The sequence below is a fragment of the Paenibacillus sp. KACC 21273 genome (assembly GCF_028736095.1).
Classification (GTDB): domain Bacteria; phylum Bacillota; class Bacilli; order Paenibacillales; family Paenibacillaceae; genus Saccharibacillus; species Saccharibacillus kyungheensis.
On the sequence record NZ_CP117876.1, the window covers coordinates 2533819 to 2560282 of the forward strand.

Below are 26464 nucleotides of genomic sequence, written 5' to 3' on the forward strand. Positions count from 1 at the left end.
TCGATGAATTTCATCGGCTTTTTTTATTTTGTGATCTCAATCACATTTTGTCACTTTTTGTTACATTTTTAAAGAAAATTTGTGATTTTAATCACAATCGTATCTATGACTTTTTGACTACAATGTATTTAGTTTTTTAATCAATTTTCAGAAAAGAAAGGAAGTTATCGGATGGATGTTCTTATGCTATCCCGGATTCAGTACGCGCTAACGACCGTATTTCACTTTTTCTTTGTACCGGTATCGATTGGGCTCGTATTGTTGGTAGCTATTATGGAAACGATGTATGTTATCACTAAAAAAGATCAGTACAAAGTAATGACCAAGTTTTGGGGCAAGCTATTTTTGATCAACTTTGCTGTTGGAGTAGTTACAGGGATTTTTCAAGAATTTCAATTTGGCATGAACTGGTCTAATTATTCACGTTTTGTAGGTGATGTGTTTGGTGCACCACTTGCAGTAGAAGCTTTATTTGCCTTTTTTCTGGAGTCTACTTTTATTGGATTATGGATCTTTGGTTGGGAACGCTTGTCTGCCAAAGTACATTTACTCTGTATCTGGTTAGTAGCGTTCGGAACAACATTATCGGCATTCTGGATATTAACAGCGAACTCATTTATGCAACATCCTGTCGGATTCACGATCAATAACGGACGTGCCGAAATGAATGACTTTTTTGCTCTTATTACCAATGGTCAAGTGTTGGTTGAATTTCCACATACCGTATTTGGTGCTTTTGTTACTTCAGCCTTTCTTATGGCAGGAATCAGCACATATAAAATGTTGCGGCGTGAAGATATTGAAGTATTCCGCAAGTCATTTCAAATTGCGATTATTGTAGGCATCGTATCATCGTTAGGAGTAGCTTTTAGCGGTCACTCTCAAGCTCAATATCTAGTAGAAACGCAACCGATGAAAATGGCTGCTGCTGAAGGGGTATGGAACACTACTGCTGAAAAAGCGCCCTGGATGTTAGTAGGTGGAATTGATACCAAGATGCAACAAAATACATTCGAGATTAACTTTCCACTTAAAGGATTACTCAGTTATCTATCATATGGAAAATTCACAGGTTCTGTGACAGGGATGAAAGAACTTCAAGCTCAGTATGAGCAAAAATATGGCGAAGGCAATTACATACCACCTGTCAAAACAACATTTTGGAGTTTCCGTATTATGGTGGCTAGCGGCATGTTAATGATCGCTTTATCTGCTTATGGTGTGTATCTAATGTTCCGACGCAAAGTAGAACAAGCACCGAAATGGTATTGGTATGCGATGATGTATGGGATTGCGTTACCTTTTATCGGCAATACATCCGGTTGGATTATGACAGAAGTCGGTCGTCAACCATGGACAGTATTTGGACTCATGACTACCGCAGATAGTGTATCACCAAGTGTATCCGCTGGTTCTGTGTTATTTTCGACGATTACGTTTACTCTGGTCTATACCGTTCTTGGAGCAATCACAGTAGTTTTATTTGTTCGCGAAATAAAAAAAGGACCAAGTGATGAGCATTCCCATGACGATCATTCCAATGATCCGTTTGAAATGGAGGAGTTGAAACATGCTATCTCTTAATGAAGTATGGTTTGTATTGATCGCTGTATTGTTTGTTGGTTTTTTCTTTTTAGAAGGTTTTGATTTTGGGATTGGTATGTCTACGCAGTTGTTAGCTCGTAATGATATGGAACGTCGTATGCTAATTAACTCAATTGGGCCTTTCTGGGATGGTAATGAAGTATGGTTAATTACAGCAGGCGGAGCGATGTTCGCGGCATTTCCGAACTGGTATGCGACAATGTTTAGCGGCTTTTATCTTCCTTTTGTAGCTTTATTGCTGGCTTTGATCGCTCGTGGCGTTGCTTTTGAATTTCGTGGTAAAGTCGGTCATTCTACATGGAGCAAAACGTGGGATATGTGTATCTTTTTCGGTAGTCTGTTACCGCCTTTGCTATTTGGTGTGGCTTTTGCAACGATGCTCAAAGGATTACCAATAGGAGCAGATATGGAGATGCATGCAGGGTTTGGAGATATCATTAATCCTTATTCTCTTGTAGCAGGTGTAACAACGGTTATGCTCTGTATCGTGCATGGATTAATGTTCGCTGCACTACGTACTACAGGTGATATTCGAGTAAGAGCGAGTGTAATGGCACGTAAATTGCTGATTCCACTTGCTGGCTTGTTGGTATTGCTTGCTATCTTGACCTCTGTATACACAGATGTTTTTACTGTACGTGGTCCGATTCTAATCGCTATAGCAGTCGTAGGTGTGATTGTATTTATACTTGCAGGATATTTTATGAAACAAAAACGCGAAGGATGGGCGTTCGGTATGACAGGCGGATTGATTATTTTATCGATTGCTTCTGTTTTTATCGGCTTATTCCCGCGTGTAATGGTCAGTTCGCTAGGAGCCATGTATGATCTGACTTTATACAATACAGCTTCCGGGCATTATTCGTTAAAAGTAATGACAATCGTAGCCTGTACATTATTACCGTTTGTACTTGGTTATCAAATCTGGACATACTTTGTGTTTCATAAACGTCTACACGAAAAAACACATTTGGAGTATTAATCATGGGTAAAGGGCTAATCCAACTACAAGGCATCAAACCGATTATGGCATTAACAGGTCTATTCACATTCGTGCAGACAATCGTTATTATTATGCAGTCGTTATGGTTGGCAGAAGCGGTCTCCGGTTTATTTACCGGGGATTCTCTTCATCGTCAGCTTGGTCATGTCTTCGGATTCGTAGGTGCTCTGGTTGTTCGACAATTATTATCAGTAATCATGCAAAAAATAGCGTATGATTTCGCAGAGCGGACAGGCAGAAGTATGCGCAAGCTGATGATGGATCAATTATTTGAACTTGGACCTACATTTGCAATAGGGCAGGGGACAGGTAATCTTGTAACACTTGTGCGTGAAGGTGTATCCAAGTATAGAACATATCTGGAGCTGATTATTCCGCGTATGATGTCTAATAGTCTCACTCCGTTATTGATTGGGATTTTTATTTTAAAGTTAGATTGGATCTCGGCACTGATTCTGGGAGCTGTATTTCCATTATTGATTATTTTTATGATTTTACTTGGCTTGGCTGCGCAAAAACAAATGGATAAGCAATGGGCAACATATCGCGTATTATCTAATCATTTTGTCGATTCATTAAGAGGACTTGAGACTTTACGCTTTCTCGGTCGGAGTCGTGCGCATGAAGAAACGATAGGACGCACCAGTGAACGTTATCGTAAAGCAACGATTTCTTCGATGCGTGTTGCTTTTTTATCTTCATTTGCTCTGGATTTCTTTACGATGTTATCTGTTGCTTGTGTAGCGGTGAGTCTGGGGCTTCGCCTTGTCCATGGCACTATCATTTTAGAACCGGCGTTAACGATTTTGATACTTGCACCTGAATTTTTTGTGCCTATTCGTTCATTAGGAGCGGATTATCATGCCACGATGGATGGTAAAGAAGCTGGTGAAGATATTCAGCGTATTATCCATACCTCTACCACGATCGGTACAGTAGATGCACAGAACACTAGCGATATGTATCGTTCTAAGCCTGTATGGTCAGCTTCCAGTCAGATGGTATTGAATCAGCTTTCTGTACAGCATGATGCAGAAAGTAACTTCTCTCTTGAACAGCTTAATCTTCGTATTGGAGGTTATTGCAAAATCGGTATTATTGGTGAAAGTGGAGCAGGCAAATCAACACTGATCGATGTATTAAGTGGGTTTCTTACACCTACACAAGGAGAAGTCCTATGGAAGGATAGTCTAGGAGAAAGTTATCCGCTAAATTCTAATATCTGGCGTCAACAAACGACATATATTCCACAGCATCCTTATCTATTCAGTGGCACATTAGCAGATAATCTTAGATTGTATGAACCTGAAGCAACCGATGAGCAATTATGGCAGGTTATTCGTGATACAGGATTATATGATCTGGTCAGCCAATTGCCTCAAGGTATCGAAGAACCGGTTGGAGGAGCTGGACGCACACTCAGTGGAGGTCAAGAACAACGTGTTGCGCTTGCACGCGCTTTGTTAGGGCAACGGCAGATTATGTTATTAGATGAGCCGACAGCACATTTAGATATAGAAACAGAGTATGAATTAAAGCAGACCATGTTAGAGCTTTTTAATAATCGATTTGTGATTCTAGCTACTCATCGCATGCACTGGATGGTGGATATGGATTGGATTATTGTATTAGAACATGGACAGATTGTAGAGCAAGGCACTCATGAACAATTACTAGCACATCAAGGTGCTTATTGTCGTCTGATTGATAGTCAATGGGGGGAGAGCGCATGAGCAGTCAGGGATGGGTAATGTCTTATATGCGTGTTCATGCGTTTCGATTTGCAGGTATTATTGCTATTGGCGCATTGACTCTACTGTCAGCAGGAATGTTGACTTTTACATCAGGATTTTTAATTTCCAAAGCAGCCTTACGTCCGGAAAATATACTGATGTTATATGTACCGATTGTAGGAGTACGCGCATTTGGGATAGGCAGATCGGTGTTGCGCTATGTAGAACGTCTGCAAGCTCATGATGCGGTACTGCGTGTATTATCCAAAATGAGAGTGCGTCTATATCGAACGTTGGAGCCTCAAGCATTACAACTGAAGTCACGTCATCAGACAGGCGATCTATTAGGCATGATGTCTGACGATATCGAATCTCTGCAAAATATGTATGTGCGTACTATTTTTCCAGGTATTACTGCACTGATTATGTATGGAGCGGTTGTCTGTGCGCTCGGTTGGTTTGATATGTCTTTTGCAATGTTGATTGCTGTGTATATTTTGATTCTGATTGTGATTGTACCGATCTTTTCGCTTCTGATGACACGTACATTTCAGAAAAGACTTAAAAGCAATCAATCTGCGCTCTACCGTCACTTAACCGATGCTGTACTTGGACTAAGCGATCTGATGATTAGTGGACGAGCAAGTGAATTTGTGAATCAGTATGAAGAAAGTGAACGTCAGGCAGCCGTATATGAACGTAAATTAAGCCGTCACAAACGTTATATCGGTCTCATTACTCAGACAGTTATCGGATTGATTGTCGCACAGATGGCAATTTGGGCAACGTCGCAAGTAGGAGAAAATGGAATGGATGCGACATTGTTAGCTGCTTTTATTCTAGTCGTTATCCCACTTGCAGATGCGTTTATCCCTGTGACTGATGCGGTGCAGCGTATTCCTGTATATCAAGAATCACTTCAACGTCTAACACAGATCGAACAATCGACAGTTTATCCCAATAAAGAAAATGCTCAATCTTCTCAAAATTTCATGGATCTTGCTAGCATCAATGATTTTTCCAATGATGATCAATTCTTTATTGAGAAAGCTACTAGACCACCTGCTATTACATTAAAAGAGATTTGTTATAGTTATAATGAGCCAAATGAGTATGCAGTCAACAATATAAGTATAGAAGTAAAGTTCGGTCAAAAAATAGCTATTATCGGTCGCAGTGGCGCAGGTAAGTCGACCTTGCTTAAATTAATACAAGGTGCTTATCTTCCTCAGCAAGGGCAGATTTATATTCAAGGTAAAACAATAGCAGAGTGGGGCGATCAGATTACAGAACAAGTATCTGTACTGAATCAGAAACCTTATCTCTTTGATACCAGCCTACTAAATAATATTCGTCTTGGTCGTCCAACAGCGACAGAAGAGGAAGTCAGACAGGTAATAGAGCAAGCACAATTAAGCGAGCTGATTGCTTCTTTACCAGAAGGAGATCAGACTCCGATGCGTGAAGCCGGTCAGCGATTCTCAGGAGGAGAACGTCAGCGTATTGCTCTTGCACGTGTATTGTTGCAAAATACGCCGATTGTGATTCTGGATGAGCCTACAGTCGGTCTAGATCCACGTACCGAACGTGAACTTATTCGTACGATACTGCAAAGCTTACAGGGCAAAACATTGATCTGGGTTACCCATCATCTGCTTGAAGTACAGCAAATGGATCATATTATATTTATGGATCAAGGAAAGATTGCGATGCAAGGGACTCATGAACACTTAATTGATTCTTCCGAACGTTATCGCAGATTATATCAATTAGATCATCCGCAGTGGCGACAACGTACACTAGAGAAAGTATACACATAATATAAGTAAGATATAACGTTTTTAAATGATAATGAAGCATAATAAAAAGCAAAAAGGCTGTCTACTGATCTATTCGGTAAATAGTCTTTTTGCTATGTATTGTAGAATGTGTCTCATTATTGGGTAATGCTTAAAGAGATATGTTGAAAAAGATATATTAGCAAACATCACAGTAATATATACCGCTAAGGAGGCAAATTAGATATGGCTCATCAAGTAGAAAATGTTATCGAACATCGATTTGCTGAAGTGAATGGAGTGAAATTGCATTATGTGATCGGTGGAGAAGGCCCTACGGTTATGTTATTGCACGGATTCCCGGACTTCTGGTATACATGGAAAGAGCAGATTCCGATGTTAATAGAAGCGGGTTATCGGGTGGTGGCTCCTGATCTGCGTGGATATAATCTTTCTTCCAAACCAGAAGGTGTTGATCATTACAGTATCGATACATTATGTGCAGATGTTAATGGATTAATTGAGCATTTAGGCGAAGAGCAAGTGTTTCTGACAGGGCATGATTGGGGTGGTAATATCTCGTGGTATTTTACAATGATGTATCCGCATCGTGTGCGCCGTTTGGCGATACTCAATATGCTCCATCCTGAGCGTTTGCAGACAGGATTGCGTACATTACCGCAACTGCGTAGAAGCTGGTATATGTTCTTTTTCCAGATTCCCAAGTTGCCTGAGAAAGCTCTGGCACGAGATAACAATCATATGTTACGGACTATTTTCAAAAAAGAACCGAAAGAGCCTTTTTCCGATCAAGAAGTGCAAGTGTATCTCAAAGCTTTTGAGCAAAAAGAAACGCTCAGTGCGGCTATTAATTATTACCGGGCCATGTTCCGCCGTTCAACAGAAACCAAAAAAGCACAGATGCGCAAAATTGAGCAACCTGTACTTATTTTATTTGGTGATCTTGATCCGCATTTATCTAAAGACCTTGCTGATCCATTACCAGAATGGGTACCAAATACCGAGATTCATCATTATGACGATGCAACACACTGGATACAACATGATAAGCCAGCAGAAGTAGGCAATCGATTGATACAATTTTTTAGATAACGTTTTGCAAATCTTACTTAAATAGAAATCTTTTATATAGACAACTTATAACGTTTGCCCGTTATCGACAGTCACTAGCTGACCGGTCATTGATTCTTGTTGTAAAATAGCACAGATTAATGAAGCGATATCAGCAGGCGTTGATATTCGTTCTAACAATAACTGTGTTGTCAAACGTTTCATTTTGTCTTCATTTCCAATCCACCACCGTGTATCTACTGCACCCGGAATAATGCAATTAACGCGTATATGTGGAGAAAGTGCTCTTGCTAACGATTTGGTTAACGTATGAACAGCACCTTTGGAGACAGCATAAGGAAGCGAAGAACCGTAGCCTGTACTGCCTGCAATACTACCTAGATTGATAATAGATCCTTGATGTGCCTTTTTCATCCATGGGGCTACCGCTTGAGCACAATAAAACATTCCTTTGACATTAATATTGTATAGCTCATCCCAGATATCATCAGTGATCTGTTCCAAATCAGCAAAAGGCAGTTGTCTGGTTATACTGGCGTTATTCACCAAGCCATCGATTCTACCATACGTATGGATGACTTCTGTAATCATATCTTGTACTTGATGTTGCCTAGATACATCGGCTTGAATCGTGATAGCTTGTCCACCATTTTGTGTAATCTGTAGAGCGGTTTCTTCTGCTTGTAGCTGTGAACGGGAGTAATTGATAACTACTTTTGCTCCTTTTTCAGCAAGTTGTAAGCACGTTGCTTGTCCTATTCCTGTGCCTCCGCCTGTGACGATGACGACTTTGTCAATCCAGTCCATGTTTAGCGCTCCTTTAGCTTTATACTCGTTTGTTATTTCTTTGTATAGTGTAAAAGAAGATAAAAGGTCTGTATAATAGTTAGAAATGATACTGGGTATTAAAAATAATGATATCCAAATGAACTGTGTTATACATATAAGAAAAATAGTAAAGAAAGGTGGCAATGGGTTTGGAAAGTAGTGATTTGCGTATTTTTCGGATTGTAGCTCAAGAGCAATCTATTTCCAAAGCGGCACTGAAAATGGGATATGTACAGTCGAATGTTACATTACGTATTCAGAAGTTGGAAAAAGAACTGGGTCAATCTCTATTCGATCGTAGTAATAAAGGCATAACGATTACAGAAGCAGGGCAACAATTGTGGAGCTATGCAGATCAGATTGTAGATTTATTAGATGAAGCTACTCGCGTTTTGAAAGTAAAGTTGCCGTCATATCAATTACAATTAGGAGCGACACCGACTGTAGCGGCTTCCAGATTACCGCAGTGGTTACTTGCTTATTATGAAGAAAATAGGGATGTAGACGTATCTATTCAAACGCATGGACAGATTGAACTAATGAATCAAGTGGTTAATCATAAGTTGGATGGAGCTTTTATTAGCAGTCAATACCATCATCAAGATATTCAATCGGTCTTTGAATACAATGAACAATTAGTTATTGTATCTGCTGGTCATATTCATACCGAATCAGAATTACTCCAACAACGGTTAATCGTTAATACATTTCCTGATTGTCCGTATCGAAAATGTTTAGAAGAGTGGTATCACACTAAGAGTAAAAGTCATTCCCTTCAACAACTATCTCGTGTAATAGAAGTAGATACAGTAGAAGCTATTATTCGTGGAGTCACTGACGGACTAGGTATATCTTTATTGCCGGAGCGGATCGTTCGTTCTTATCCACAACTTCATAGTCATACGTTACCAATACCGTTGCAACAAGCGCGTATTCAATTTGTGGTTTCGAAGCAGACCCCACTTTCTATAACGTTATCTGCATTTATCAATCTGCTAATCCATAGTGAACATTAATTGATGATTTAGTGAAATGCTATCTTATTCGCTTTGCAGAACTTGCAGATTAGATATAGGTAAACTATAATATATGAATAAGTGCTCATATGTTATTTTAATCAAAATAATATCTATTAATAAAGAATAGAGGTGCAGGTCAATGAGTAGTAAAAGTCATACCCATGAAGAACATACTGCATGCGACCACGATCATGAAGATCATCAACATTCTAAAGGGAAAAAGCATAGTCATTCGCACAGTCATGGACACTCCCATGGACACGGACATTCACACTCCCATGGACATGGTGCTAACAAAAATGCGTTGAAATTATCGTTCTTTCTGATTGCAAGTTATATGATCGTCGAAGTGATCGGTGGACTTATGACTAACAGTCTAGCTTTGTTATCGGATGCAGGTCATATGCTTAGTGATGCAGCGGCTCTTGGACTGAGTTATCTAGCGATGACATGGGGTCAGAAACAAGCCAGTAAATCCAAAACGTTCGGTTACAAACGATTCGAAGTATTAGCTGCTTTTATTAACGGTCTAGCTTTGTCAGTGATTTCTATTTATATTTTCTGGGAAGCTTTTCAACGCTTTGCGAATCCTCCAGGGGTTATGAGTGGGGGGATGTTAACGATTGCTGTTATTGGATTGCTGGTTAATATCGCAGCGGCATTTATATTAATGAAAGGCGATACTTCGGAAAACTTGAATGTACGTAGTGCTTTTCTACATGTGTTAGGAGATCTACTGGGTTCAGTCGGTGCGATTGTTGCCGCTTTGTTAATTATGTTCTTTGGTTGGAATCTAGCCGATCCAATTGCAAGTGTAATTGTAGCAGTATTGGTAGTGCTTAGTGCGTATCGTGTGACCCGCGATTCGATCCATATTCTAATGGAAGGTACACCTGTTACTATCAACACCGATGAGTTAGAACAGTCTTTGCTTCGTATAGACCATGTTGTAGAAGTACATGATCTGCATGTATGGGCGTTATCTTCAGATATTATATTGTTGAGCTGTCATATCGTTACTGAAGATCAGGCTTATCATAGTGTCGTTATGCAGCAAGCACAGAAATTAATTAAAGAAGATTATGAAATTAAGCATATTACTATCCAGATGGATACACCGGGTATTCAGTGTAATATTGCACATCAATAGCCGATGAACATCAAAAAGGGATCTACACTGTAACGGTGTAGATCCCTTTTTTGTATAGTGATGATTGCAAGCTATAAAGTAAGCCGAAATATCAACACTTCTATTTCAGTCGTCAATATTAGCTTGTGTGTACATCAAATTGCTTTTATTTATGGGTTAAATGTTCATGGGTCTGTAGAAAGATTTCTTCTACATGATAATCATCTAACGAATAAAAAACCGTTTTACCAACTTTGCGCCGCTTCACAATACGCATATTACGTAAATAACGCAATTGATGCGAAATAGCAGACTGAGTCATATCTAATACACTGCACAGATCATGAACACATAACTCTTTTTGCGACAGAGCATAGATTAATCTAATGCGTGTTGGATCTCCTAATGCTTTGAACAATTCAGCCATATCGACAGCAGTTGTACCGTCAATAAGCTCATCTTTTATTTGTGCAAGCATCTGTTGTGAAGCTTCACTGCTATGGTTACACTCGTCTATAATAGCATCCGACTCCAATATGCTCACCTTCCTAACACGAAGTAATAAAGTTGTATAGAATCCTTTTCGTACATCTAGTATACCAAAGATCGTTGAGATTACGAATAGCATAATATTTATAATAAATAGCAGAGTAAGAAGATGGGTGAAAAATAGAGCGCATCACAAAAAATAACCTTCTATTATCAAACGTATTAGTCTATACTAATATATAACGTATCAGTGTATACTAATATGATAACGAAAGGATGTACAATAATGGAAACTAAAATGGAAAATAACAATTGTATCGAAACCAAAACATCGCTAGATACTCGCACCAAATTTATACGTGGATTTTCAGATAAAACACGTCTGCAAATACTAGATTGCTTATTAGAAGAAGAAAAAACAGTAAGCCAAATTGTAAATGCTATTCAGGGGAATCAATCGAATATTTCTCAACATTTATCTTGCCTTAAAGGATGCGGCATTATTACAGGGCGACAAGAAGGAAAATACGTCTATTATCAGCTAGCAAATCACAAAATCAAATTATTATTGGCTATGTTCGACGAATCCTTAGAAGAAGTCGAATCTAAAGTAGCTTGCTGCGAACAAAATGAAACATTGCTTCCTACACAGGGCGGTGTAGAGCATGGAGCATAAAGAAGAAACCAAGTCATGTTGTTCTACATCTTCTACGTGTTCAAGCAAGATCAGTGCTACAGACCAAGAGCGTGCTAATGATACTGTATCTCTCAGTGCATCTCCTCCTTCTTTTCTAGCGGTAAATGGAATACCGTCTACTGAATATGCTATTCAAGGTATGGATTGTCCTTCTTGTGCAATGACGATTGAGAAAAGCCTTAAAAAATTAAAAGGCGTGCAATCGGTTCAAGTTCATTTCTCTACAGGCAAAATGAATATTGCGGCGACTACTGAACCTGATCGAATCATGCGTGAAGTGAAGCGAGTAGGCTTTGGTATAGCTCCTACAGCAGAAGACCAGATATCGAATCAGCCTACATTTTGGCAAAGTTGGCTACCTACATTATTATCTGGAGGGTTGCTAATTATTGCTTTCATCTGTACATGGTTATCAGTTTTACCGATGATCGCAACGATATTATATGGTGCTGTTCTTGTGATCGGTGGATACAAACCGGTTAAAAGTGCTTTTTTTGCAATCAAAAGTGGATCGCTTGATATGAATGTATTAATGTCGGTAGCCGCGATAGGGGCTGTATGTATTGGACAGTGGGGCGAAGGGGCAACAGTGGTCTTTTTGTTTGCACTAGGAAACACGTTGCAGCAGATGTCATTGGAGCGTACCCGTCATTCTGTCAAAGGATTACTGAATCTGGTTCCTGCCTCTGTATGGATCATGCAAGGGGAGAAGATGATCCAACGTTCTGTAGACGATATAGAGATCGGTGAGACCATTATCGTCAGAGCAGGCGACAAAATTCCTTTAGACGGAATTGTTACTACAGGAGAGTCGCATGTAAATCAAGCACCGATTACAGGAGAATCACAGCCGGTAATCAAGCAAAACGGAGATATTGTATATGCAGGTACATTAAATGAAGAAGGATTGTTAACGATTCAGGTAAAGACTACGGTCAAAGATACTGTAGTAGCGCGTATGATTCATATGGTTGAAGAAGCACAAGCTAATAAATCTCCACTACAAGCACTGGTAGATCGATTTGCCAATAGATATACACCGATCGTTTTTGGATTAGCGATTATTGTGTCTGTTGTGCCACCTTTAGTATGGAATGCCAGTTGGTCAGAATGGTTTTATCGCGGATTGGAATTGTTAGTGATTGCATGTCCTTGTGCATTAGTAATCTCAACCCCGGTTGCGATTGTATCAGCGATAGGGGTTGCAGCCAAGCAGGGAGTATTAATCAAAGGTGGCTCTGCGTTGGAAGCGATAGCAGGCTTGCAGATGATAGCCCTGGACAAAACAGGCACATTAACAGAAGGCAGACCTCATGTAGTGAACACATATCCTATAGCCGTTACAGAAGCAGAATTATGGAGTATTGCCAGTTCGATCGAACAGCAATCGTCTCATCCTATTGCTCTGGCGATTACATCGTATGCAGAACAACATCATATTCCGCAATTACCTGTAACTTCTGTACAGACTATAGCAGGAAAAGGTGTACAAGCTTGTATAGATCATCAGACGTATTATGTAGGACACTACGGATGGTTAAAAGAGATAGGCGCACCGGTACAATATATTACAGAGCAAATGCAACAGCTTCATGATAAAGGTGTATCTATTATGGTTGTTGGTTCTATCGAACGTATTTTAGGTATTATTACTGTTGCTGATCAAGTTCGCTCTACAGCGTCAGAGACATTGCAACAATTAAAATCAGCAGGAATCGAATCAACAGTAATGTTAACAGGAGATCATGAACATATTGCTCATCAAGTGGCTAATGCAACAGGAGTAGATCAATATTTTGCTCATTTGCTACCCGCCGATAAAATGAACCATATCAAAAATTGGCAACAGACAGGTAAAAAGGTAGCGATGGTAGGCGATGGAATCAATGATGCGCCTGCACTCGCAACAGCCGATATCGGTATAGCGATGGGCGGAGCAGGAGCAGATACAGCGATTGAGACGGCGGATATCGTATTGATGGCAGATCATTTAGAAAAATTACCTTATGCAATCAATCTAAGCCGTCAGACGTTACGTATTATCAAACAAAATATTTGGTTTTCGATAACGATCAAATGTATCGCTTTATTATTTATTTTCCCCGGCTGGCTTACATTATGGGGAGCTGTATTAAGTGATACAGGGGCAGCATTATTAGTGATTTTAAACAGTTTAAGAGTACTCAAAAGTAAGTAAAAAGAACAGGAGCCTTCGAAGTTAGATGAAGGCTTTTTGGTTTTGAAACAGTTTTTTGTAAAATAATTGATGACAATAAATTTACTATTGTCATCTTTTTTATTGTAAGACTGTCACCTTAAAAACTGGCGAAAATCACGAAATATACACATTTTTAGCGAAAAACAAGCAAAAAAGTTTGTTATAAAGTTTGACAAGATACATCCTTATGCCTTAAAGTGGTCAATAGTTACAAAATATTAATATTTGCCGAGTTTCAAATTTGAATTTCAAATTGATTTACTCTATAGGCATCGAAGGGAGAATTTTTTTAGTGAAGAAAGTCGTATTATCGCTACTTGGCGCTGCAATCATTTTCTCAGCTCAGCCAACAAATACTTTTGCTAGCACATCTAATCTTGATCAAGCCGTTAGCGGTGTAATGGGAACACCTTACGTTTGGGGAGGTACAACAACCAATGGATTCGATTGTTCCGGTTTTACACGCTACGTTTTTAATAAATTCGACATAGAATTACCGCGCACAGCTAGTGTGCAAGCGAAAATGGGTACATACGTATCAAAAAGTAATTTAAGTGCTGGTGATCTTGTTTTCTTTAATACAAGTGGACGTGGAATATCTCATGTAGGCGTTATGGTAGATGGTAGAAATTTTGCACATGCTTCAACAAGTCATGGTGTAACGATCAGCAGTCTGTCTGAAGCTTATTTCCAAAATCGTTATGTGACGGCAAGACATGTTGTAAGTCAATGGGCATATCAAAGTATGATGGAAGAAAAATAAAAAAAGACCGCGATTATGATCGCAATCCTTTTGAACGTTATACGTATATTTATCACATAAGCTGTGAATATTCCAAATCCCTTGGTCATTATAAGGGATTTTTATTTTGTATATGATTAGATTCTCCAGCTTCCTTGCAATCTGCGGATAAGTACAATTTGACCAGCATGATAAGCATCATGAGGAAGCCAACGCGCAATAGCTTGTCCCCACGTCTGATCGCCAGCAGGGCGAATCTCCTGTAATTTTATTTCATCCCATTTGGCAAGTTCTAACTCAATCGCTCTGGCAAGTCGTCTAATCTCTTGAAGAGCTTGTTGCCATTGTTCTTCATGGTCTGCACTATCATGATACTCAAAAGTTTTATTGTTATTTTCGGCACGAGGGCCTGGATCAATATTTTGCATATGACATAATAATTCATGATTGTAATAATTCATATGATGTACCAATTGCCAGATACTATTTCCGCCACCAGGTGGAATCCATGCGGCTTGTTCACTTGTAAGACCTTCTAACGCTACAGATAAAGGCACAATCCAATCTTCGTGTTCCCAAATATCTTTTTTCTGCAAAAGAAGTAGATCTAACATGTTCGTATTCGTCATAAGATCCTCCTAATTGCCAGTAGATGTAACTGGCTAATGATATACTAAAGCGTTACAATACATATACCACAAAACAAAGCAATGTAACCATCTTTTTGTAATAAAGATCGTTACTGATTGTCGAATATTAAGAAAAAGGCAAAAGGAGTACAGGTCAATGGATACTTTATGGACAGATTTTATCAACAGCGATTGGCATGATTTTCGAGAAAGTGGTAAGCATGAAGATCGCTTGGTACTGACTTCATGGCAACAACGTTTTGTAGAGGATTGGAAATTAACAGCATCTGTTCCGGCATCAACAAGCGAGTTACAGTCATTACACTCACTGCGAAAATTACTGCATGATTATGTAATAGCGCTTGCCAACGGTTCGTCAGCAGATCAGATCAACTGGGATCAATTGAATAAGATTATGGCACAAGTTCCTGTGATTAGACAGTGGAATAATAGTGATGGAAGCAGACAGTTAGACTATGTACCGTTAACTGGGGATTGGAATAGCGTGATGGCTGATATTGTATCGGATTTCGTGCATACTGTGCTAGATCAAGATATTCATCGTATTCGTATCTGTGATAATCCAGACTGTCGCTGGGTCTTTTATGATGATACACGTAGTCGTACCAAGCGTTATTGTGAAGATAAAACATGTGGGAATTTAATGAAAGTTAGACGATTCCGCGCCAAAAAAGGCTCTCAAGCACCCAAATAAAGTCATATTTTTACATTGAAATCATTATAATCATTGACAAAAGCATAGATTACATACATTATAGATATTATATATCTTTAATAGACTTTAAATAATGAAAGAGGGATACCAATGACAAACGATATATCAAATGATTTATTTCATCCGTTAGTATGGGAGCAAGCATGGGCGAATGATTCGTTTACAGCGGTGAAACAAATGAAAGCAGCAGGCATAGACCCTGCCCATTCATTTGATACCAAAGCAGTCTCATTTAACAAAGACGTATTCTCAGCAGAAGGTCAACAAAGAACTACACGAATCTTAAATTGGATTCAAGGACAAGGCGTTCGATTTGAAAATGCTTCTATTCTTGATATTGGAGCAGCTTCTGGTGGATTTTCGATTCCTTTTGCTCAGCGAGGCGGAATGGTTACATCGGTTGAACCTTGTATCCCTTTACAACAATTGTTACAAGAAAATGCAGATCGTATGGCTTCAGGTAAAGTTACGATTGTGCCAGAAGAATTTCAAGATATTGATGTTGTAGCTAAAGGGTGGAATCAAGCTTTTGATCTGGTATTTGTCTCGATGTGTCCGGTCATCTATGATTGGCCAAGTGTAGAGAAAGTACTACAATGTGCTAGTCAATTCTGTTATATTAGTTCAACTGCCGGGCCAAGAGAAAACAGTCTGGTGAATGAAGTGTTACCGCTGGTCAGTGAAGATAACCAACCGATACAACATCATGGCTCAGATATGGGGTATTTACTTTATTTGTTATATCTAAAAGGGTATGCATACGAGTCAATTGTTACGCATGAAATGAAAACAGTTGAAATGTCCAAGCACGATGCGTTACAACATGTGATGATGATACTTCATTTACATCAGGTCAATATACGTGCAGATGCTAAGCAATTGATCTCCGATTATTTAGATCAACAATATCCTTCAGGTATCGTATCGATTCAAGAAGGCGGACGTTTTGGCAAAGTATTGATACGACTGCAAGATCGCAGCATGTATACGATGGAAGTCCCAGCAAATATATCTACTCAATCATAACTTTAAAAGAATGATCCTTCATTAATAAAGGGATCATTCTTTTTGTATTGCAGAGTATCTACTTAAAGGAGTAATAGATTTTTGACTCTTTTGACAAATAGCTGCTCTGCTTCAGACGCTGTATTATTACGCGAGGTGACAGACCATAGATAAGAAGGGTCTTCCGCTGATATTTCAAAAGGTATTGTAACAATGCCTCGATTTTGAGACATCGTATACCCGCGAAACGAATAATCGGTACCGATCGTTACTGCTATATCTTCTTTGACGGCTTTGAGAATAGCTTCTACATTATTACTTTGAAATAAAATATCCGGCTTATCTAACGTATTAACAAAAGCGATAATATATGGATCGTTATATAGTACAAACGGATAGTCTTTCAAATCTTGCAAAGTAACTGATGATTGGTTGGAGAGAGGACTGTGTACACTAACACCCAGCACCATATTATCTTTCATTAACGGCTCAAATATCAGATCTGATGTAGCCGGTAAATGATGTTCTTTTAAAAGAAAAAAGCCGATATCACTACGTTCGTGCTCCACATCATCAATTACAGCATCTGTACTATTTTCTTTGATTTCTATCCGGCTATTTGGAAATTCTTTTTTGAGTTCAGTGATTACATCTATTAATAAAGAGATCGGTCCTGGAATGGTAGAAATGCGTAATTTGGCATTATTCATTTCTCGATAACTTTGCGCTTCTGATTTGAGTTCTTCGATTTGTTTGAGAATTCGACTCGCTTTGGTAATGATGCTTTGTCCTTCAGGAGTCACAGTAGTTCCCGAGCGAGAACGTATAAATATTCGCATACCGATTTCTTGTTCAAATAAAGAGATTGCACGACTGACTCCGGTTACTGTAATATGACAATTCTCAGCGGCTTTGGTTAATGATCCGCATTTAGCTACTTCAATAATATATTCCATTTGCTCTATATTCATATGTAATCCTCTTTCTTTCCGCTTCCATATTGTCGATCATTGTTAGTAATGATAGTTGATAATCATTAGCTTAATTTTTTAGTTGACTAAAAGGTTATACAAGTCTACTTATGGTAGATATAGTGTACTACAAGTATATGTTATATTGAGACTACATAGCTATTCTTTTCATTATTCGTTGGAATCTAGATCCCTATACAAGCGAATAATCCTAACCAACCTATGCGTAGACAGGTTGGTTTATTTACGAGTTAACCTTATTTTACGACTACAATCTACAGGAGGAGTCTTACATGAAATTTAAAAAATACGCTATATACAGTGTGATTGTGATCGCAATCTTGCTTTGCTTTTATGCGGTATTTACATGGGGAAAACAAGGTCATTTATTAAATGCAGAAGCATCAACTTCTACGCCAACTGCTTATGTCGAATCAGATGTCATTAATGCTAGCTTCAAAGTAGCTGGTAGAGTGGATCAATTGTTAGTACAAGAAGGACAGCAAGTGAAAAAAGGGCAGATTATTGCTCGTCTTGAAAGTAAAGAATTGCAGAATAAAGTAGCGCAAGCGCAAGCTGCGGTTGAGACAGCGAATGCTAATGTAGCTCAAGCCCAAGCCGGTGTTGAACAAGCTCAAGCTGGAGTAACTCAGGCGCAAGCAGGCAAAGTACAAGCGAGTGCAAGTGTGACCGAAGCCCAAGCCGCAGTGAATGCTGCGCAGGTGAAAAAAAGTCAGGGTGAAATGACAGTGGATGTGACAGCGAATACCGCTTCTAGCAAATTACAAGAAGCTCAAGCTGCTGCCAAAGCCGCTAAAGCCAAATGGGAAGCGCTCAAAAGTGGAGCCAGACCTGAAGAGATTCAACAAGCGAAAGTGAATATGCAAATAACCAAAGAAGCACTGGCAACTGTGAATAAAAGTCTCAAACGTGTGCAGCAATTACATACCAACGGGTTAGCTACCGAAGCCGCACTCGATCAAGCCACTATTGAACAAAAACAAGCACAGGCGAAATATGATGCGGCAGTCCAACAGCTCCAATTAGTACAAAAAGGAAGTCGTCCACAAGAAATTGCAGCGGCGCAAGCGCAATATGAACAAGCATTAGCAAGTATAAAAGAAGCGGAAGCCGGACAAGGGCAAGTAGCTTTGCAACAAGAAGGAGTCAAAGCGGCAACAGCAGGCATTGATCAAGCTCAAGGCGCTGTAGCCCAAGCTCAAGGTGCTGTTGCTCAAGCCCAAGGCGCTATCGAGCAAGCAACAGCTACACTCACCCAAGCCAAATCCAAAGTCAAAGCAGCCCGTTCACAAGTGAGTCAGGCGAAAGCCGCTTTGCAAGAAGCCCAAACGTATTTTAGCTATACCGTATTGCGTGCTTCTGTCGATGGAGTAATACAATCCAAGTCATTAAATGTTGGTGAAATGGCAAGTGCAGGCTTCCCGGTCTATGCACTGGAGACTACTAGCCAACGCTGGGCGAAATTTTACGTGACCGAAACCGATCTGAATGGACTTCGAGTAGGTGATCCTGTTCAAGTGACTTTACTTTCTGGAAATACAGTCGTTAAAGGAAAAGTAAGTGTCATTGATGCCGCGGCTGACTTTGCGATTCAAAAACCAAGTCAAACTTCTGGTGATACAGATATCCGTTCATTCGGAGTCAAAGTAGAATTGCTCAATCTGCCTGCTACAGTACCTACAGGTTCGACGGTTATTTTCCATGGTAAAGGAGTTCAGTAATATGGAACGGCTTACGATAGGAAAAGTATTCCGCGAAGAATTGGGCTTGATGCTTAAAGACAAAAAGCTGATTATTATTTTATTGATTACACCGATTTTATATTCTGTATTATTTGGATTTTTATATTCACATGAACGGATTACAGAGATTCCGATCGTTGTCTATGATGGCGACAATTCGCAATTAAGCCGGCAAATTATTCAAGCGTTCGATGCTACCGATACCTTTGCGGTTACCAAGCAAAGCTGGAATCAAGATGATATTGTCCAGCAAGTCGAAGAGGGACAATTTAAAGTAGGCTTGATTATACCTAATGACTTTTCAGCGTCACTCAAGCATGGTGAAAATGTTCCGATACTGACAGTGATTGATGGTAGTAATCTAATGTACTCCAACAGCGCTAGTCGAATTGCGAATCAGGTCATTAGTAGTGTGAGTGCAGGGGCATCAATGAAAGCATTGGAGCAAAAAGGAATGAATAGCGATCAAGCCAATTCTGTTTTTAGCACGATTCCTTTTCGTTCACGTGTATTATACAATCCGGTGTATAATTACAAATTATTTATGCCAATCGGTGTTATCTCTACAGCGCTTCAGCAATGTTTATTGTTAGGTATTGCTTTATCATGTACAAGAGATAAAGAGCTTGGCACATGGAGTCAGTTTTACCACTGGCGACATACCCCGTGGAGACTTGCGATTGCTAAGCTTACACCTTATTTTCTAGCAGGAATGGTCAATGTGATCACCGTATTCAGCATAGCGGCATTTGCATTTCATATTCCATTCAAAGGACAGTTGTTGCCTTTTCTTCTCATTTCGATTGCTTTTAATCTAGCCTTATGTGGATTGGGATTTTTGTTCAGTCTGTTCTCACGTACCAAAGTCGATGCTACCCAGACATTGATGCTTATCGCTGTACCTTCCTTTATGTTATCTGGTTATACATGGCCGTTAGAAGCGATGCCTACGTTTTTGCAAATGGTTGCTAAAGCGTTACCGTTAACTTATTATCTGGACGCAGTACGAGCTATTACGCTAAAAGGTCAGGGCATGTCCGCTATTGTGCAAGATATATTGGCACTTAGCTTGATAGGATTGATCAGCTTATTGATTGCCCTTATTGCTTATCCATTAGCGTTCAAAAAGTCTGAACAACAAGCAGGGGAAGTTATCCAAGTAGAGCAGACAACTGTAGAATCAAAATACTGATAGTATTTGCTCCATAAATATAGACATGGTAGAATAAGAAAAATTCTATATGACCAAACGCGAAGCACGCGCCATCCTTAACAGGGTAGCGCGTGTTTTTTTTGTTTGGGAAATACAAAGGAGAATAATAATATGTTAGAACAGAGTGCAACCAGAGAGTATCCCAAGTTGGTAATATGGAGAGTGATAGCTATCCAGGCTTTTGCCAATCTTATTGGATTTTATATGGTATATATGCCTATTATGTTGGGGTTTGTTATGGCTAGGAATCAATTATTTAGCGTTCTATAGTAATCAAAAACAGTTTAACGTTTACAAAGATCATAAAAATCAGAAATACTTCAATACGATTGTATGTATAAGTGGTATCTTAATCAGCTTTTGTATGTGTTCTTATGTAATACTTAATCAATTCTAAGCAAAAACTTGTATTAGCAACAAATATATAGTATATTATATTTATCTTAATATTAAGATAAAAGGTTATTGTTAATATCAAGAGAATCAGATACTTCCAATAGATATACAATTTCGCTAATCACATGTGTTTGTGTATAATAGGAACAAGGAAGTGAAAGGAGAGAGTACAAAATGATAGTAAGTTTGAATCGTATTAATGAATTGGCTAAAAAACAGCGTGAAGAAGGTCTGACTGCTGAAGAGAAAGCAGAACAGCAAGTCTTGCGTAAAGAATATTTAAGCGAAATCCGTGGACAGGTACTGAGTACTTTCTCAGGTTTGACTGTTGTGGATGAATTAGGAAATGATGTTACACCCGATAAAATTCGCATGGAAAAAGAACAAGGTAAACATCACTAAGATATGATTGACTTTATTTATAATGAATATTCTACTGGTTAACAAAAGAACCTGCCTACTTTAAAGAGTGGCAGGTTTTTTCTATATTTATTCTTTTTATAAATAAGCTCCGAATAATAGACGTGCTTGATCCCAATTGACTCTTAATTTGCCTTCCCAAGCTGCCCAGGGCATCTCCATATCGGAACGACCTTTGGTATTGTTGAGATTCACCTCTGGATCTACCATATCTTCAAATGAAGTCCATGTTAACGGGTCAAGTGATATCTGTGAATTAGGTAGAATCCCTGCGATTGCTAACGTTTGTAAAATATCTCGCCTTGTGCCTGCATTTCCTTTGATTAATTTGGCAGCAGTAAGACGCTTCTCATATGAACCAGGAGTCTCATCTTCATGGGCTTGATCCAAATGATGCAGTAGATTGCGAAAAACATTGATATCTTCTTCTGTAGGCGAGACAGCAGGTAAGGTGAGCCTTTCTTGTAGATCGGTATAAACACCGATTACGGAATGGTACAGTCTACCTTGATACAACGAGTTCCGTATAGAAGCAATATTACTCCAATGTCCATCATGCGGTGTTGTATTGGAAGTTGAAAATCCACACACTCCACATGCTATCAGGCGACGTGCTGGTTGATAATCATGCTCAGGTACGGTTTTTGCAAAAAGTGTACTATGTAAAGTTGTCATTCCACGAGGGTAACTGCCACCTACAGCCGCTATAAATTCAGCGCTAGCACGTTCTAGCGATAACTGTTCATCTTGTCCCCAGACTCTAATAGATTCAATAAGCGTATTATGATCGATCGATATAATCTCGTTAATTTTCCAGTGGTCTTGTTGCAATCGTTCACGTTCATCTGGTGTTACTGCTTCTTCACGATAAATAATGACCTGACGTGTAGCATCATAATCACTGTTTTGGTAATGATATAACTTTTTCAATATTTTTAATTTTTGTTTGTACAATTTGTTGTTATTCGTAGTCATTGTATAATCCTTTCTACTTCAAATGAGCTGTATATTACATTTACTATAGCTATTTTATAGAGTCACTTCAATATAAAAAGACGATCTTCTATACACAGAAGATCGTCTTTTTTCAATAACATAAGTACTGGTATTACACTTTATAGAAAACAGTAAGTATCGATTACACTTGATCTTTGGATTGGTATGGTTGGTCTTTTTGCTTGATCGAAGCATAGACAATAACACCAAGACCTGCAACAGCAAGAGAAGATAAAATAGGGTGTTTGCTTTCTTTTACATACACAGGAATATCTTCTTTAGGATTTTGAGCGGCATAGATAATATTTTCAGCAACAGAACCTGCTGGATAGACCATAACTTTATGTTTTTTCATCGTTTCGTTATATGGAGTTACTGCTTTGCCCGGATGAAGAAGCGTAATAGATACAGGAACTTTATCTTTAGCAACCTCTGCTCTTAGATTATCTGTCCATTCTTTTACAGAAAAATTAGAAGCGGAAGAAGGAACAGGGATCACTGTACCACGATCACTCCAGACAGCACTCATATTGATCAATGCGCCAGGAACGCCACGTTCTTTGAAATGATTGATAGCAATCTTCGAACTATAAATAATTCCGCGATAATTCATATTGAACATACGCTTGATATCGTCTTGAGTCGCTTCTGTAGAATCGCCAAGTAAAGAGACATCAGAGCTGTTCACCCAAGTATCAAAACGTCCAAATGTACGAATAGCGGCATCGGCAATCTTGTGAACATCTTCTTCTCTTCCAATATCTGCGGGAACCCATGTTGCTGGATATCCTTTGGCACGAAGTTCTGTAGCTAATTGGAGGAGCGCATCTTCATTTTTAGAAGTAAGTAGAACTTTTGCGCCTTTAGCTGCTGCCATTTTAGCTGTAGCAATACCAACTTTACTTGAAGCACCTGTAATAACGATAACTTGATCTTTTAATTTTTTAAGTGAAATAGACATAACGATGGTTCCTCCTTGAAATAGTCTCATTACCATTTTACCCTATCAACCGTATCGGCAATCATTTTGTTAGGAATGAATCATTTATATAGAAGCTAAATACATACTAATACTACACCAAATCGATAAAAATTAGAAATTTAGCGAGTCTATAAGGTTTTTGATGGCTCAATTAAGTATCAACGCTTACAATAGAAATAAATGACAAGGGAGGTGCTCAAATGGAAGAATTTCATTGTATGAATCATCCAGATCGTGCAGCGGTTCATCAATGTACCCGGTGTGGAAAGCCCTTATGTGATGAATGTTATAACCCTGAGATGCAGACCTGTCGTGCGTATTGCAATAAACCTGCTACCGCAAGCACTGTAGAACCTCAACAACCTCAACCTAAAAATACATTCTGGCAAATTGTTGTAGCTTTACTGGCGATTGTGGGAGCATTGGCTTTACTGTTAGCAGCGATCTGTGGAGCGATGATCTATTCTTACTAAAGGAGTGCTTGAATGGAGTTTCCTGTCTATTTTTATTTAGGGTCATGGCGTATTCATCCCCATGTGTTGTTTGAATCGTTAGGTTATTTTTTAGGATTTCGTCTCTATTTGTGGACACGTCGACCTAGTGAAATGTCCAAGCTGATGAGTCTGCAAATATTAGCAGGTACGATTCTCGGAGCGGCGTTAGGTGCTAAATTATTATTCTGGTTCGAAAATCCAGTAGCAACATGGGAACAATTACGTCAGTTTCACTTGTTGTGGGGTGGCAAAACGATTGTCGGAGGATTGTTAGGAGGGCTGATCGGTGTAGAATTGACCAAGCGCTGGATCGGTTGGAAAAGCTCTACAGGAGACGATTTTGTCTATCCGCTAATACTTGGTCTGGCGCTAGGGCGAATAGGATGCTTTTTGACCGGATTGGATGATCATACGTATGGGATAGCAACAACATGGATAACAGGTGTAAATTTTGGTGATGGAGTTATGCGTCATCCGACTCAATTATATGAGATTGCTTTTCTAATTGTACTGGCAGTCTGCTTGATTCCGTTATATCGTCAAAGTCGTCTATTATCTGTATTATCGCCTGAAGGTCAGACATCAACATCGTACACTTCTTATGTATCCGGTCGAATGTTCCAGTGGTTTATGGCAAGTTATCTGTTATTTCGATTTGTAATTGAATATATTAAGCCTACTTTGCATCCTTACTGGGGACATAATAATATTCAGTTGGCTTGTGTGGCTGGATTAATTTATTATAGCTGGCTGATCTGGGGCAAACGTAGAAATAATTCTCATCAGGTAAAAGCAATATAGTGTAATATTTGATCAATATATTGAAAGCAAATTAATGATGATCACTACACTTACAATCTAACCAAGCTCTACATATTATGATTACAACCAACCTATCAGACAATGCTGTATATACTTGTTACGTCAATATATTTTAGGATCTCTACCATAAAAGGAGCGATATATTATGCCTAAAAATCGACCGTATCTATATCATGAATTGACGAATAGTATCTGTACGACTTGTTACCGCAAAGTCGAAGCAAAAATTATTGAAGAAGATGGACGAATATATATGCTCAAGCGTTGTCTTGTACATGGGCCTGAAAAAGTACTTATTTCTAAAGATGTAGAGTATTATCATCGCACACGAGAATTTATTAAGCCTTCAGAAATGCCTTTAGTCTGGAACACACCGATTAAGTACGGTTGCCCATACGATTGCGGGTTATGCCCGGATCATGAGCAACATAGCTGTCTTACCCTACTAGAGATTACCGATCATTGTAATCTGCAATGTCCTATTTGTTTTGCTGAATCTTCACCTCATCGTACTTCTTATCGTTCGCTAGAACAGATTGCATTTATGTTAGATCGGATTGTCGAAAATGAAGGCGAACCGGATATCGTACAGATCAGTGGAGGAGAGCCTACAACGCATCCACAATTTTTTGAAATTTTAGATATGTGCAAAAGCCGTCCAATTCAACATATTATGCTCAATACAAATGGGATTCGGATTGCGCAAGATCGTGAGTTCACCAAGCGATTAGCTTCGTATATGCCAGGCTTTGAAATCTATTTGCAATTTGATAGCTTTGAAGCTGATGTATTGAAAGAACTACGTGGTGCTGATCTTAGGCGTATACGAGAAGATGCGATTCGTCATCTAAATAAATATAATTTGTCGACCACTCTGGTAGTGACGCTAAAAAAAGGATTAAATGATACAGAAATCGGTAAAATTATTCAATATGGACTCAAACAAAAAGCTGTTCGTGGTGTCACTATTCAACCGATTCAAGCAGCAGGGCGCTTAGAAGGATATGATCCAGCGACAGATCGCTTAACCGTAAGTGAAGTCAGACAAATGATTATCGATCAATCAGAAATATTTCAAGACGATGATATTTTACCGGTTCCTTGTCATCCTGATTGTCTGGCAATGGGTTATGCACTCAAATTAGGACGTGAAGTTTTACCATTAACACGTATGATTGAGCCTTCAATCTTGTTAGAAGGGGATAGCAATACGATTGTATTTGAACAAGATCCGGTGATTCGTGGTAAATTATTTGAGCTGTTATCGACGGGTCACTCGCCGATTTCTTCGGCACTATCGCTCAAAAGTCTGTTATGCTGTCTACCTCTTGCAGCAGTGCCGAAAGAAATTAACTATGATAATGTATTCCGCGTCATTATTATGCAATTTTTAGATGCTTATAACTTTGATGTTCGGTCTGTCAAAAAATCATGTGTTCATATTGTCCATCCAGATGGGCGCATTATTCCTTTTGATACGTACAATCTATTTTATCGTGATGATAAAGAAAAGCTGTTAGAAGAACGAAAACAAGAGATCGCTACAGCTTGGGATTAATATCATCTGTAATTAGAACTATGATCATTGATCAAAAAGGTCCGTTATATCATTGATGGGAAAACCTAGAGTTACTATGAGTGTGTATGGCACTGGTAGTGAGTCTAGGTTTTTTATTTGGAAATAGTGATAACGAAGTAGAAGAG

At 39.0% G+C, this 26464-nt stretch carries 24 protein-coding genes; 18 read left to right on the forward strand and 6 right to left on the reverse strand.

What is annotated here, in order from left to right; all coding sequences use genetic code 11:
* Nucleotides 1-171: 171 nt before the first annotated feature.
* The 5 genes from PQ460_RS11410 to PQ460_RS11430 all read left to right on the forward strand — a co-directional run bounded on the left by PQ460_RS11410 (nucleotide 172) and on the right by PQ460_RS11430 (nucleotide 7232).
* The gene (locus PQ460_RS11410; RefSeq protein ID WP_274172763.1) at nucleotides 172-1584 is read left to right on the forward strand and encodes a cytochrome ubiquinol oxidase subunit I; all 1413 of its coding nucleotides are present in this window, start codon (nucleotides 172-174) and stop codon (nucleotides 1582-1584) included.
* Nucleotides 1571-2587, forward strand: coding sequence for a cytochrome d ubiquinol oxidase subunit II (gene cydB, locus PQ460_RS11415; RefSeq protein WP_274172764.1), 1017 nt, complete (start codon nucleotides 1571-1573; stop codon nucleotides 2585-2587). Before PQ460_RS11410 ends, cydB begins: the two co-directional genes overlap by 14 nt.
* 2 nt (nucleotides 2588-2589) lie before the next feature.
* Complete coding sequence (gene cydD / locus PQ460_RS11420) at nucleotides 2590-4341, forward strand: thiol reductant ABC exporter subunit CydD (protein ID WP_274172765.1); 1752 nt, start codon at nucleotides 2590-2592, stop codon at nucleotides 4339-4341.
* Complete coding sequence (gene cydC, locus PQ460_RS11425; RefSeq protein ID WP_274172766.1) at nucleotides 4338-6161, forward strand: thiol reductant ABC exporter subunit CydC; 1824 nt, start codon at nucleotides 4338-4340, stop codon at nucleotides 6159-6161. Before cydD ends, cydC begins: the two co-directional genes overlap by 4 nt.
* Nucleotides 6162-6365: 204 nt before the next feature.
* Nucleotides 6366-7232 carry an alpha/beta fold hydrolase gene (locus PQ460_RS11430; RefSeq protein ID WP_274172767.1) on the forward strand — a complete coding sequence of 289 codons (867 nt, stop codon included), beginning with the start codon at nucleotides 6366-6368 and terminating at the stop codon, nucleotides 7230-7232.
* A gap of 45 nt (nucleotides 7233-7277) precedes the next feature.
* Here the strand turns inward: PQ460_RS11430 and PQ460_RS11435 are convergent, their stop codons facing one another.
* Nucleotides 7278-8018 carry an SDR family NAD(P)-dependent oxidoreductase gene (locus PQ460_RS11435; protein ID WP_274172768.1) on the reverse strand — a complete coding sequence of 247 codons (741 nt, stop codon included), beginning with the start codon at nucleotides 8016-8018 and terminating at the stop codon, nucleotides 7278-7280.
* Between the two features lie 170 nt (nucleotides 8019-8188).
* Here PQ460_RS11435 and PQ460_RS11440 point away from each other — a divergent pair, with 170 nt between their 5' ends.
* Both PQ460_RS11440 and PQ460_RS11445 read left to right on the forward strand, forming a co-directional pair.
* Entirely contained in the window at nucleotides 8189-9055 is an 867-nt protein-coding gene (locus tag PQ460_RS11440) for a LysR family transcriptional regulator (RefSeq protein ID WP_274172769.1), read from the forward strand.
* Between the two features lie 142 nt (nucleotides 9056-9197).
* The gene (locus PQ460_RS11445; protein WP_274172770.1) at nucleotides 9198-10208 is read left to right on the forward strand and encodes a cation diffusion facilitator family transporter; all 1011 of its coding nucleotides are present in this window, start codon (nucleotides 9198-9200) and stop codon (nucleotides 10206-10208) included.
* A 145-nt stretch (nucleotides 10209-10353) separates the two neighbouring features.
* On the opposite strand, the gene PQ460_RS11450 is transcribed toward PQ460_RS11445, so the two are convergent.
* Nucleotides 10354-10665: an ArsR/SmtB family transcription factor gene (locus PQ460_RS11450; protein ID WP_273616311.1), complete on the reverse strand. Its 312-nt coding sequence runs from the start codon at nucleotides 10663-10665 to the stop codon at nucleotides 10354-10356.
* A 297-nt stretch (nucleotides 10666-10962) separates the two neighbouring features.
* Here PQ460_RS11450 and PQ460_RS11455 point away from each other — a divergent pair, with 297 nt between their 5' ends.
* From PQ460_RS11455 to PQ460_RS11465, 3 genes are all read left to right on the forward strand, one after another.
* A complete protein-coding gene (locus PQ460_RS11455; RefSeq protein ID WP_443147202.1) occupies nucleotides 10963-11352 on the forward strand; it encodes an ArsR/SmtB family transcription factor in 390 nt (129 codons plus the stop codon).
* Nucleotides 11342-13570, forward strand: a complete 2229-nt coding sequence (locus tag PQ460_RS11460; RefSeq protein WP_274172771.1) for a heavy metal translocating P-type ATPase — start codon at nucleotides 11342-11344, stop codon at nucleotides 13568-13570. The genes PQ460_RS11455 and PQ460_RS11460 overlap by 11 nt, the downstream gene beginning before the upstream one ends.
* 313 nt (nucleotides 13571-13883) lie before the next feature.
* The gene (locus tag PQ460_RS11465) at nucleotides 13884-14354 is read left to right on the forward strand and encodes a C40 family peptidase (RefSeq protein WP_273612548.1); all 471 of its coding nucleotides are present in this window, start codon (nucleotides 13884-13886) and stop codon (nucleotides 14352-14354) included.
* A 116-nt stretch (nucleotides 14355-14470) separates the two neighbouring features.
* Here the strand turns inward: PQ460_RS11465 and PQ460_RS11470 are convergent, their stop codons facing one another.
* Nucleotides 14471-14962 (reverse strand): DinB family protein, encoded by a 492-nt coding sequence (locus tag PQ460_RS11470; protein ID WP_273612547.1) that lies wholly within the window; start codon nucleotides 14960-14962, stop codon nucleotides 14471-14473.
* A gap of 157 nt (nucleotides 14963-15119) precedes the next feature.
* On the opposite strand from PQ460_RS11470, the gene PQ460_RS11475 reads away from it, so the two are divergent.
* Together PQ460_RS11475 and PQ460_RS11480 are read left to right on the forward strand one after the other, a co-directional pair.
* The gene (locus PQ460_RS11475) at nucleotides 15120-15677 is read left to right on the forward strand and encodes a CGNR zinc finger domain-containing protein (protein ID WP_274172772.1); all 558 of its coding nucleotides are present in this window, start codon (nucleotides 15120-15122) and stop codon (nucleotides 15675-15677) included.
* Nucleotides 15678-15788: 111 nt separating this feature from the next.
* A complete protein-coding gene (locus PQ460_RS11480; protein ID WP_274172773.1) occupies nucleotides 15789-16724 on the forward strand; it encodes a class I SAM-dependent methyltransferase in 936 nt (311 codons plus the stop codon).
* 62 nt (nucleotides 16725-16786) lie between these two features.
* Here the strand turns inward: PQ460_RS11480 and PQ460_RS11485 are convergent, their stop codons facing one another.
* A complete protein-coding gene (locus PQ460_RS11485) occupies nucleotides 16787-17674 on the reverse strand; it encodes a LysR family transcriptional regulator (RefSeq protein ID WP_274172774.1) in 888 nt (295 codons plus the stop codon).
* Between the two features lie 293 nt (nucleotides 17675-17967).
* Here PQ460_RS11485 and PQ460_RS11490 point away from each other — a divergent pair, with 293 nt between their 5' ends.
* The 3 genes from PQ460_RS11490 (at nucleotide 17968) to PQ460_RS11500 (ending at nucleotide 21448) form a co-directional block, all read left to right on the forward strand.
* Nucleotides 17968-19416: an HlyD family secretion protein gene (locus tag PQ460_RS11490; RefSeq protein WP_274172775.1), complete on the forward strand. Its 1449-nt coding sequence runs from the start codon at nucleotides 17968-17970 to the stop codon at nucleotides 19414-19416.
* Nucleotide 19417: 1 nt separating this feature from the next.
* Nucleotides 19418-20629, forward strand: coding sequence for an ABC transporter permease (locus PQ460_RS11495; protein WP_274172776.1), 1212 nt, complete (start codon nucleotides 19418-19420; stop codon nucleotides 20627-20629).
* Nucleotides 20630-21220: 591 nt separating this feature from the next.
* The gene (locus PQ460_RS11500; RefSeq protein ID WP_274172777.1) at nucleotides 21221-21448 is read left to right on the forward strand and encodes a DUF896 domain-containing protein; all 228 of its coding nucleotides are present in this window, start codon (nucleotides 21221-21223) and stop codon (nucleotides 21446-21448) included.
* 96 nt (nucleotides 21449-21544) lie between these two features.
* Here the strand turns inward: PQ460_RS11500 and PQ460_RS11505 are convergent, their stop codons facing one another.
* Both PQ460_RS11505 and PQ460_RS11510 read right to left on the reverse strand, forming a co-directional pair.
* Nucleotides 21545-22441, reverse strand: a complete 897-nt coding sequence (locus tag PQ460_RS11505) for a hypothetical protein (RefSeq protein WP_274172778.1) — start codon at nucleotides 22439-22441, stop codon at nucleotides 21545-21547.
* Nucleotides 22442-22604: 163 nt separating this feature from the next.
* On the reverse strand, nucleotides 22605-23423 hold the full coding sequence (locus PQ460_RS11510; protein WP_273612539.1) for an SDR family NAD(P)-dependent oxidoreductase: 819 nt from the start codon (nucleotides 23421-23423) through the stop codon (nucleotides 22605-22607).
* A 221-nt stretch (nucleotides 23424-23644) separates the two neighbouring features.
* On the opposite strand from PQ460_RS11510, the gene PQ460_RS11515 reads away from it, so the two are divergent.
* From PQ460_RS11515 to PQ460_RS11525, 3 genes are all read left to right on the forward strand, one after another.
* The gene (locus PQ460_RS11515) at nucleotides 23645-23917 is read left to right on the forward strand and encodes a hypothetical protein (protein WP_274172779.1); all 273 of its coding nucleotides are present in this window, start codon (nucleotides 23645-23647) and stop codon (nucleotides 23915-23917) included.
* Between the two features lie 12 nt (nucleotides 23918-23929).
* Nucleotides 23930-24739 carry a prolipoprotein diacylglyceryl transferase gene (locus tag PQ460_RS11520; protein WP_274172780.1) on the forward strand — a complete coding sequence of 270 codons (810 nt, stop codon included), beginning with the start codon at nucleotides 23930-23932 and terminating at the stop codon, nucleotides 24737-24739.
* A gap of 166 nt (nucleotides 24740-24905) precedes the next feature.
* Nucleotides 24906-26318, forward strand: a complete 1413-nt coding sequence (locus tag PQ460_RS11525) for a radical SAM protein (RefSeq protein WP_274172781.1) — start codon at nucleotides 24906-24908, stop codon at nucleotides 26316-26318.
* Nucleotides 26319-26464: the final 146 nt, after the last annotated feature.

Bases quoted from the DNA above. Each gene is read 5' to 3' on its own strand.
- PQ460_RS11410 (WP_274172763.1), top strand. From the start codon at position 172: ATGGATGTTCTTATGCTATCCCGGATTCAGTACGCGCTAACGACCGTA.
- cydB (WP_274172764.1), top strand. From the start codon at position 1,571: ATGCTATCTCTTAATGAAGTATGGTTTGTATTGATCGCTGTATTGTTT.
- cydD (WP_274172765.1), top strand. From the start codon at position 2,590: ATGGGTAAAGGGCTAATCCAACTACAAGGCATCAAACCGATTATGGCA.
- cydC (WP_274172766.1), top strand. From the start codon at position 4,338: ATGAGCAGTCAGGGATGGGTAATGTCTTATATGCGTGTTCATGCGTTT.
- PQ460_RS11430 (WP_274172767.1), top strand. From the start codon at position 6,366: ATGGCTCATCAAGTAGAAAATGTTATCGAACATCGATTTGCTGAAGTG.
- PQ460_RS11435 (WP_274172768.1), bottom strand. From the start codon at position 8,018: ATGGACTGGATTGACAAAGTCGTCATCGTCACAGGCGGAGGCACAGGA.
- PQ460_RS11445 (WP_274172770.1), top strand. From the start codon at position 9,198: ATGAGTAGTAAAAGTCATACCCATGAAGAACATACTGCATGCGACCAC.
- PQ460_RS11450 (WP_273616311.1), bottom strand. From the start codon at position 10,665: ATGCTTGCACAAATAAAAGATGAGCTTATTGACGGTACAACTGCTGTC.
- PQ460_RS11455 (WP_443147202.1), top strand. From the start codon at position 10,963: ATGGAAACTAAAATGGAAAATAACAATTGTATCGAAACCAAAACATCG.
- PQ460_RS11460 (WP_274172771.1), top strand. From the start codon at position 11,342: ATGGAGCATAAAGAAGAAACCAAGTCATGTTGTTCTACATCTTCTACG.
- PQ460_RS11470 (WP_273612547.1), bottom strand. From the start codon at position 14,962: ATGACGAATACGAACATGTTAGATCTACTTCTTTTGCAGAAAAAAGAT.
- PQ460_RS11475 (WP_274172772.1), top strand. From the start codon at position 15,120: ATGGATACTTTATGGACAGATTTTATCAACAGCGATTGGCATGATTTT.
- PQ460_RS11480 (WP_274172773.1), top strand. From the start codon at position 15,789: ATGACAAACGATATATCAAATGATTTATTTCATCCGTTAGTATGGGAG.
- PQ460_RS11485 (WP_274172774.1), bottom strand. From the start codon at position 17,674: ATGAATATAGAGCAAATGGAATATATTATTGAAGTAGCTAAATGCGGA.
- PQ460_RS11490 (WP_274172775.1), top strand. From the start codon at position 17,968: ATGAAATTTAAAAAATACGCTATATACAGTGTGATTGTGATCGCAATC.
- PQ460_RS11495 (WP_274172776.1), top strand. From the start codon at position 19,418: ATGGAACGGCTTACGATAGGAAAAGTATTCCGCGAAGAATTGGGCTTG.
- PQ460_RS11500 (WP_274172777.1), top strand. From the start codon at position 21,221: ATGATAGTAAGTTTGAATCGTATTAATGAATTGGCTAAAAAACAGCGT.
- PQ460_RS11505 (WP_274172778.1), bottom strand. From the start codon at position 22,441: ATGACTACGAATAACAACAAATTGTACAAACAAAAATTAAAAATATTG.
- PQ460_RS11510 (WP_273612539.1), bottom strand. From the start codon at position 23,423: ATGTCTATTTCACTTAAAAAATTAAAAGATCAAGTTATCGTTATTACA.
- PQ460_RS11515 (WP_274172779.1), top strand. From the start codon at position 23,645: ATGGAAGAATTTCATTGTATGAATCATCCAGATCGTGCAGCGGTTCAT.
- PQ460_RS11520 (WP_274172780.1), top strand. From the start codon at position 23,930: ATGGAGTTTCCTGTCTATTTTTATTTAGGGTCATGGCGTATTCATCCC.
- PQ460_RS11525 (WP_274172781.1), top strand. From the start codon at position 24,906: ATGCCTAAAAATCGACCGTATCTATATCATGAATTGACGAATAGTATC.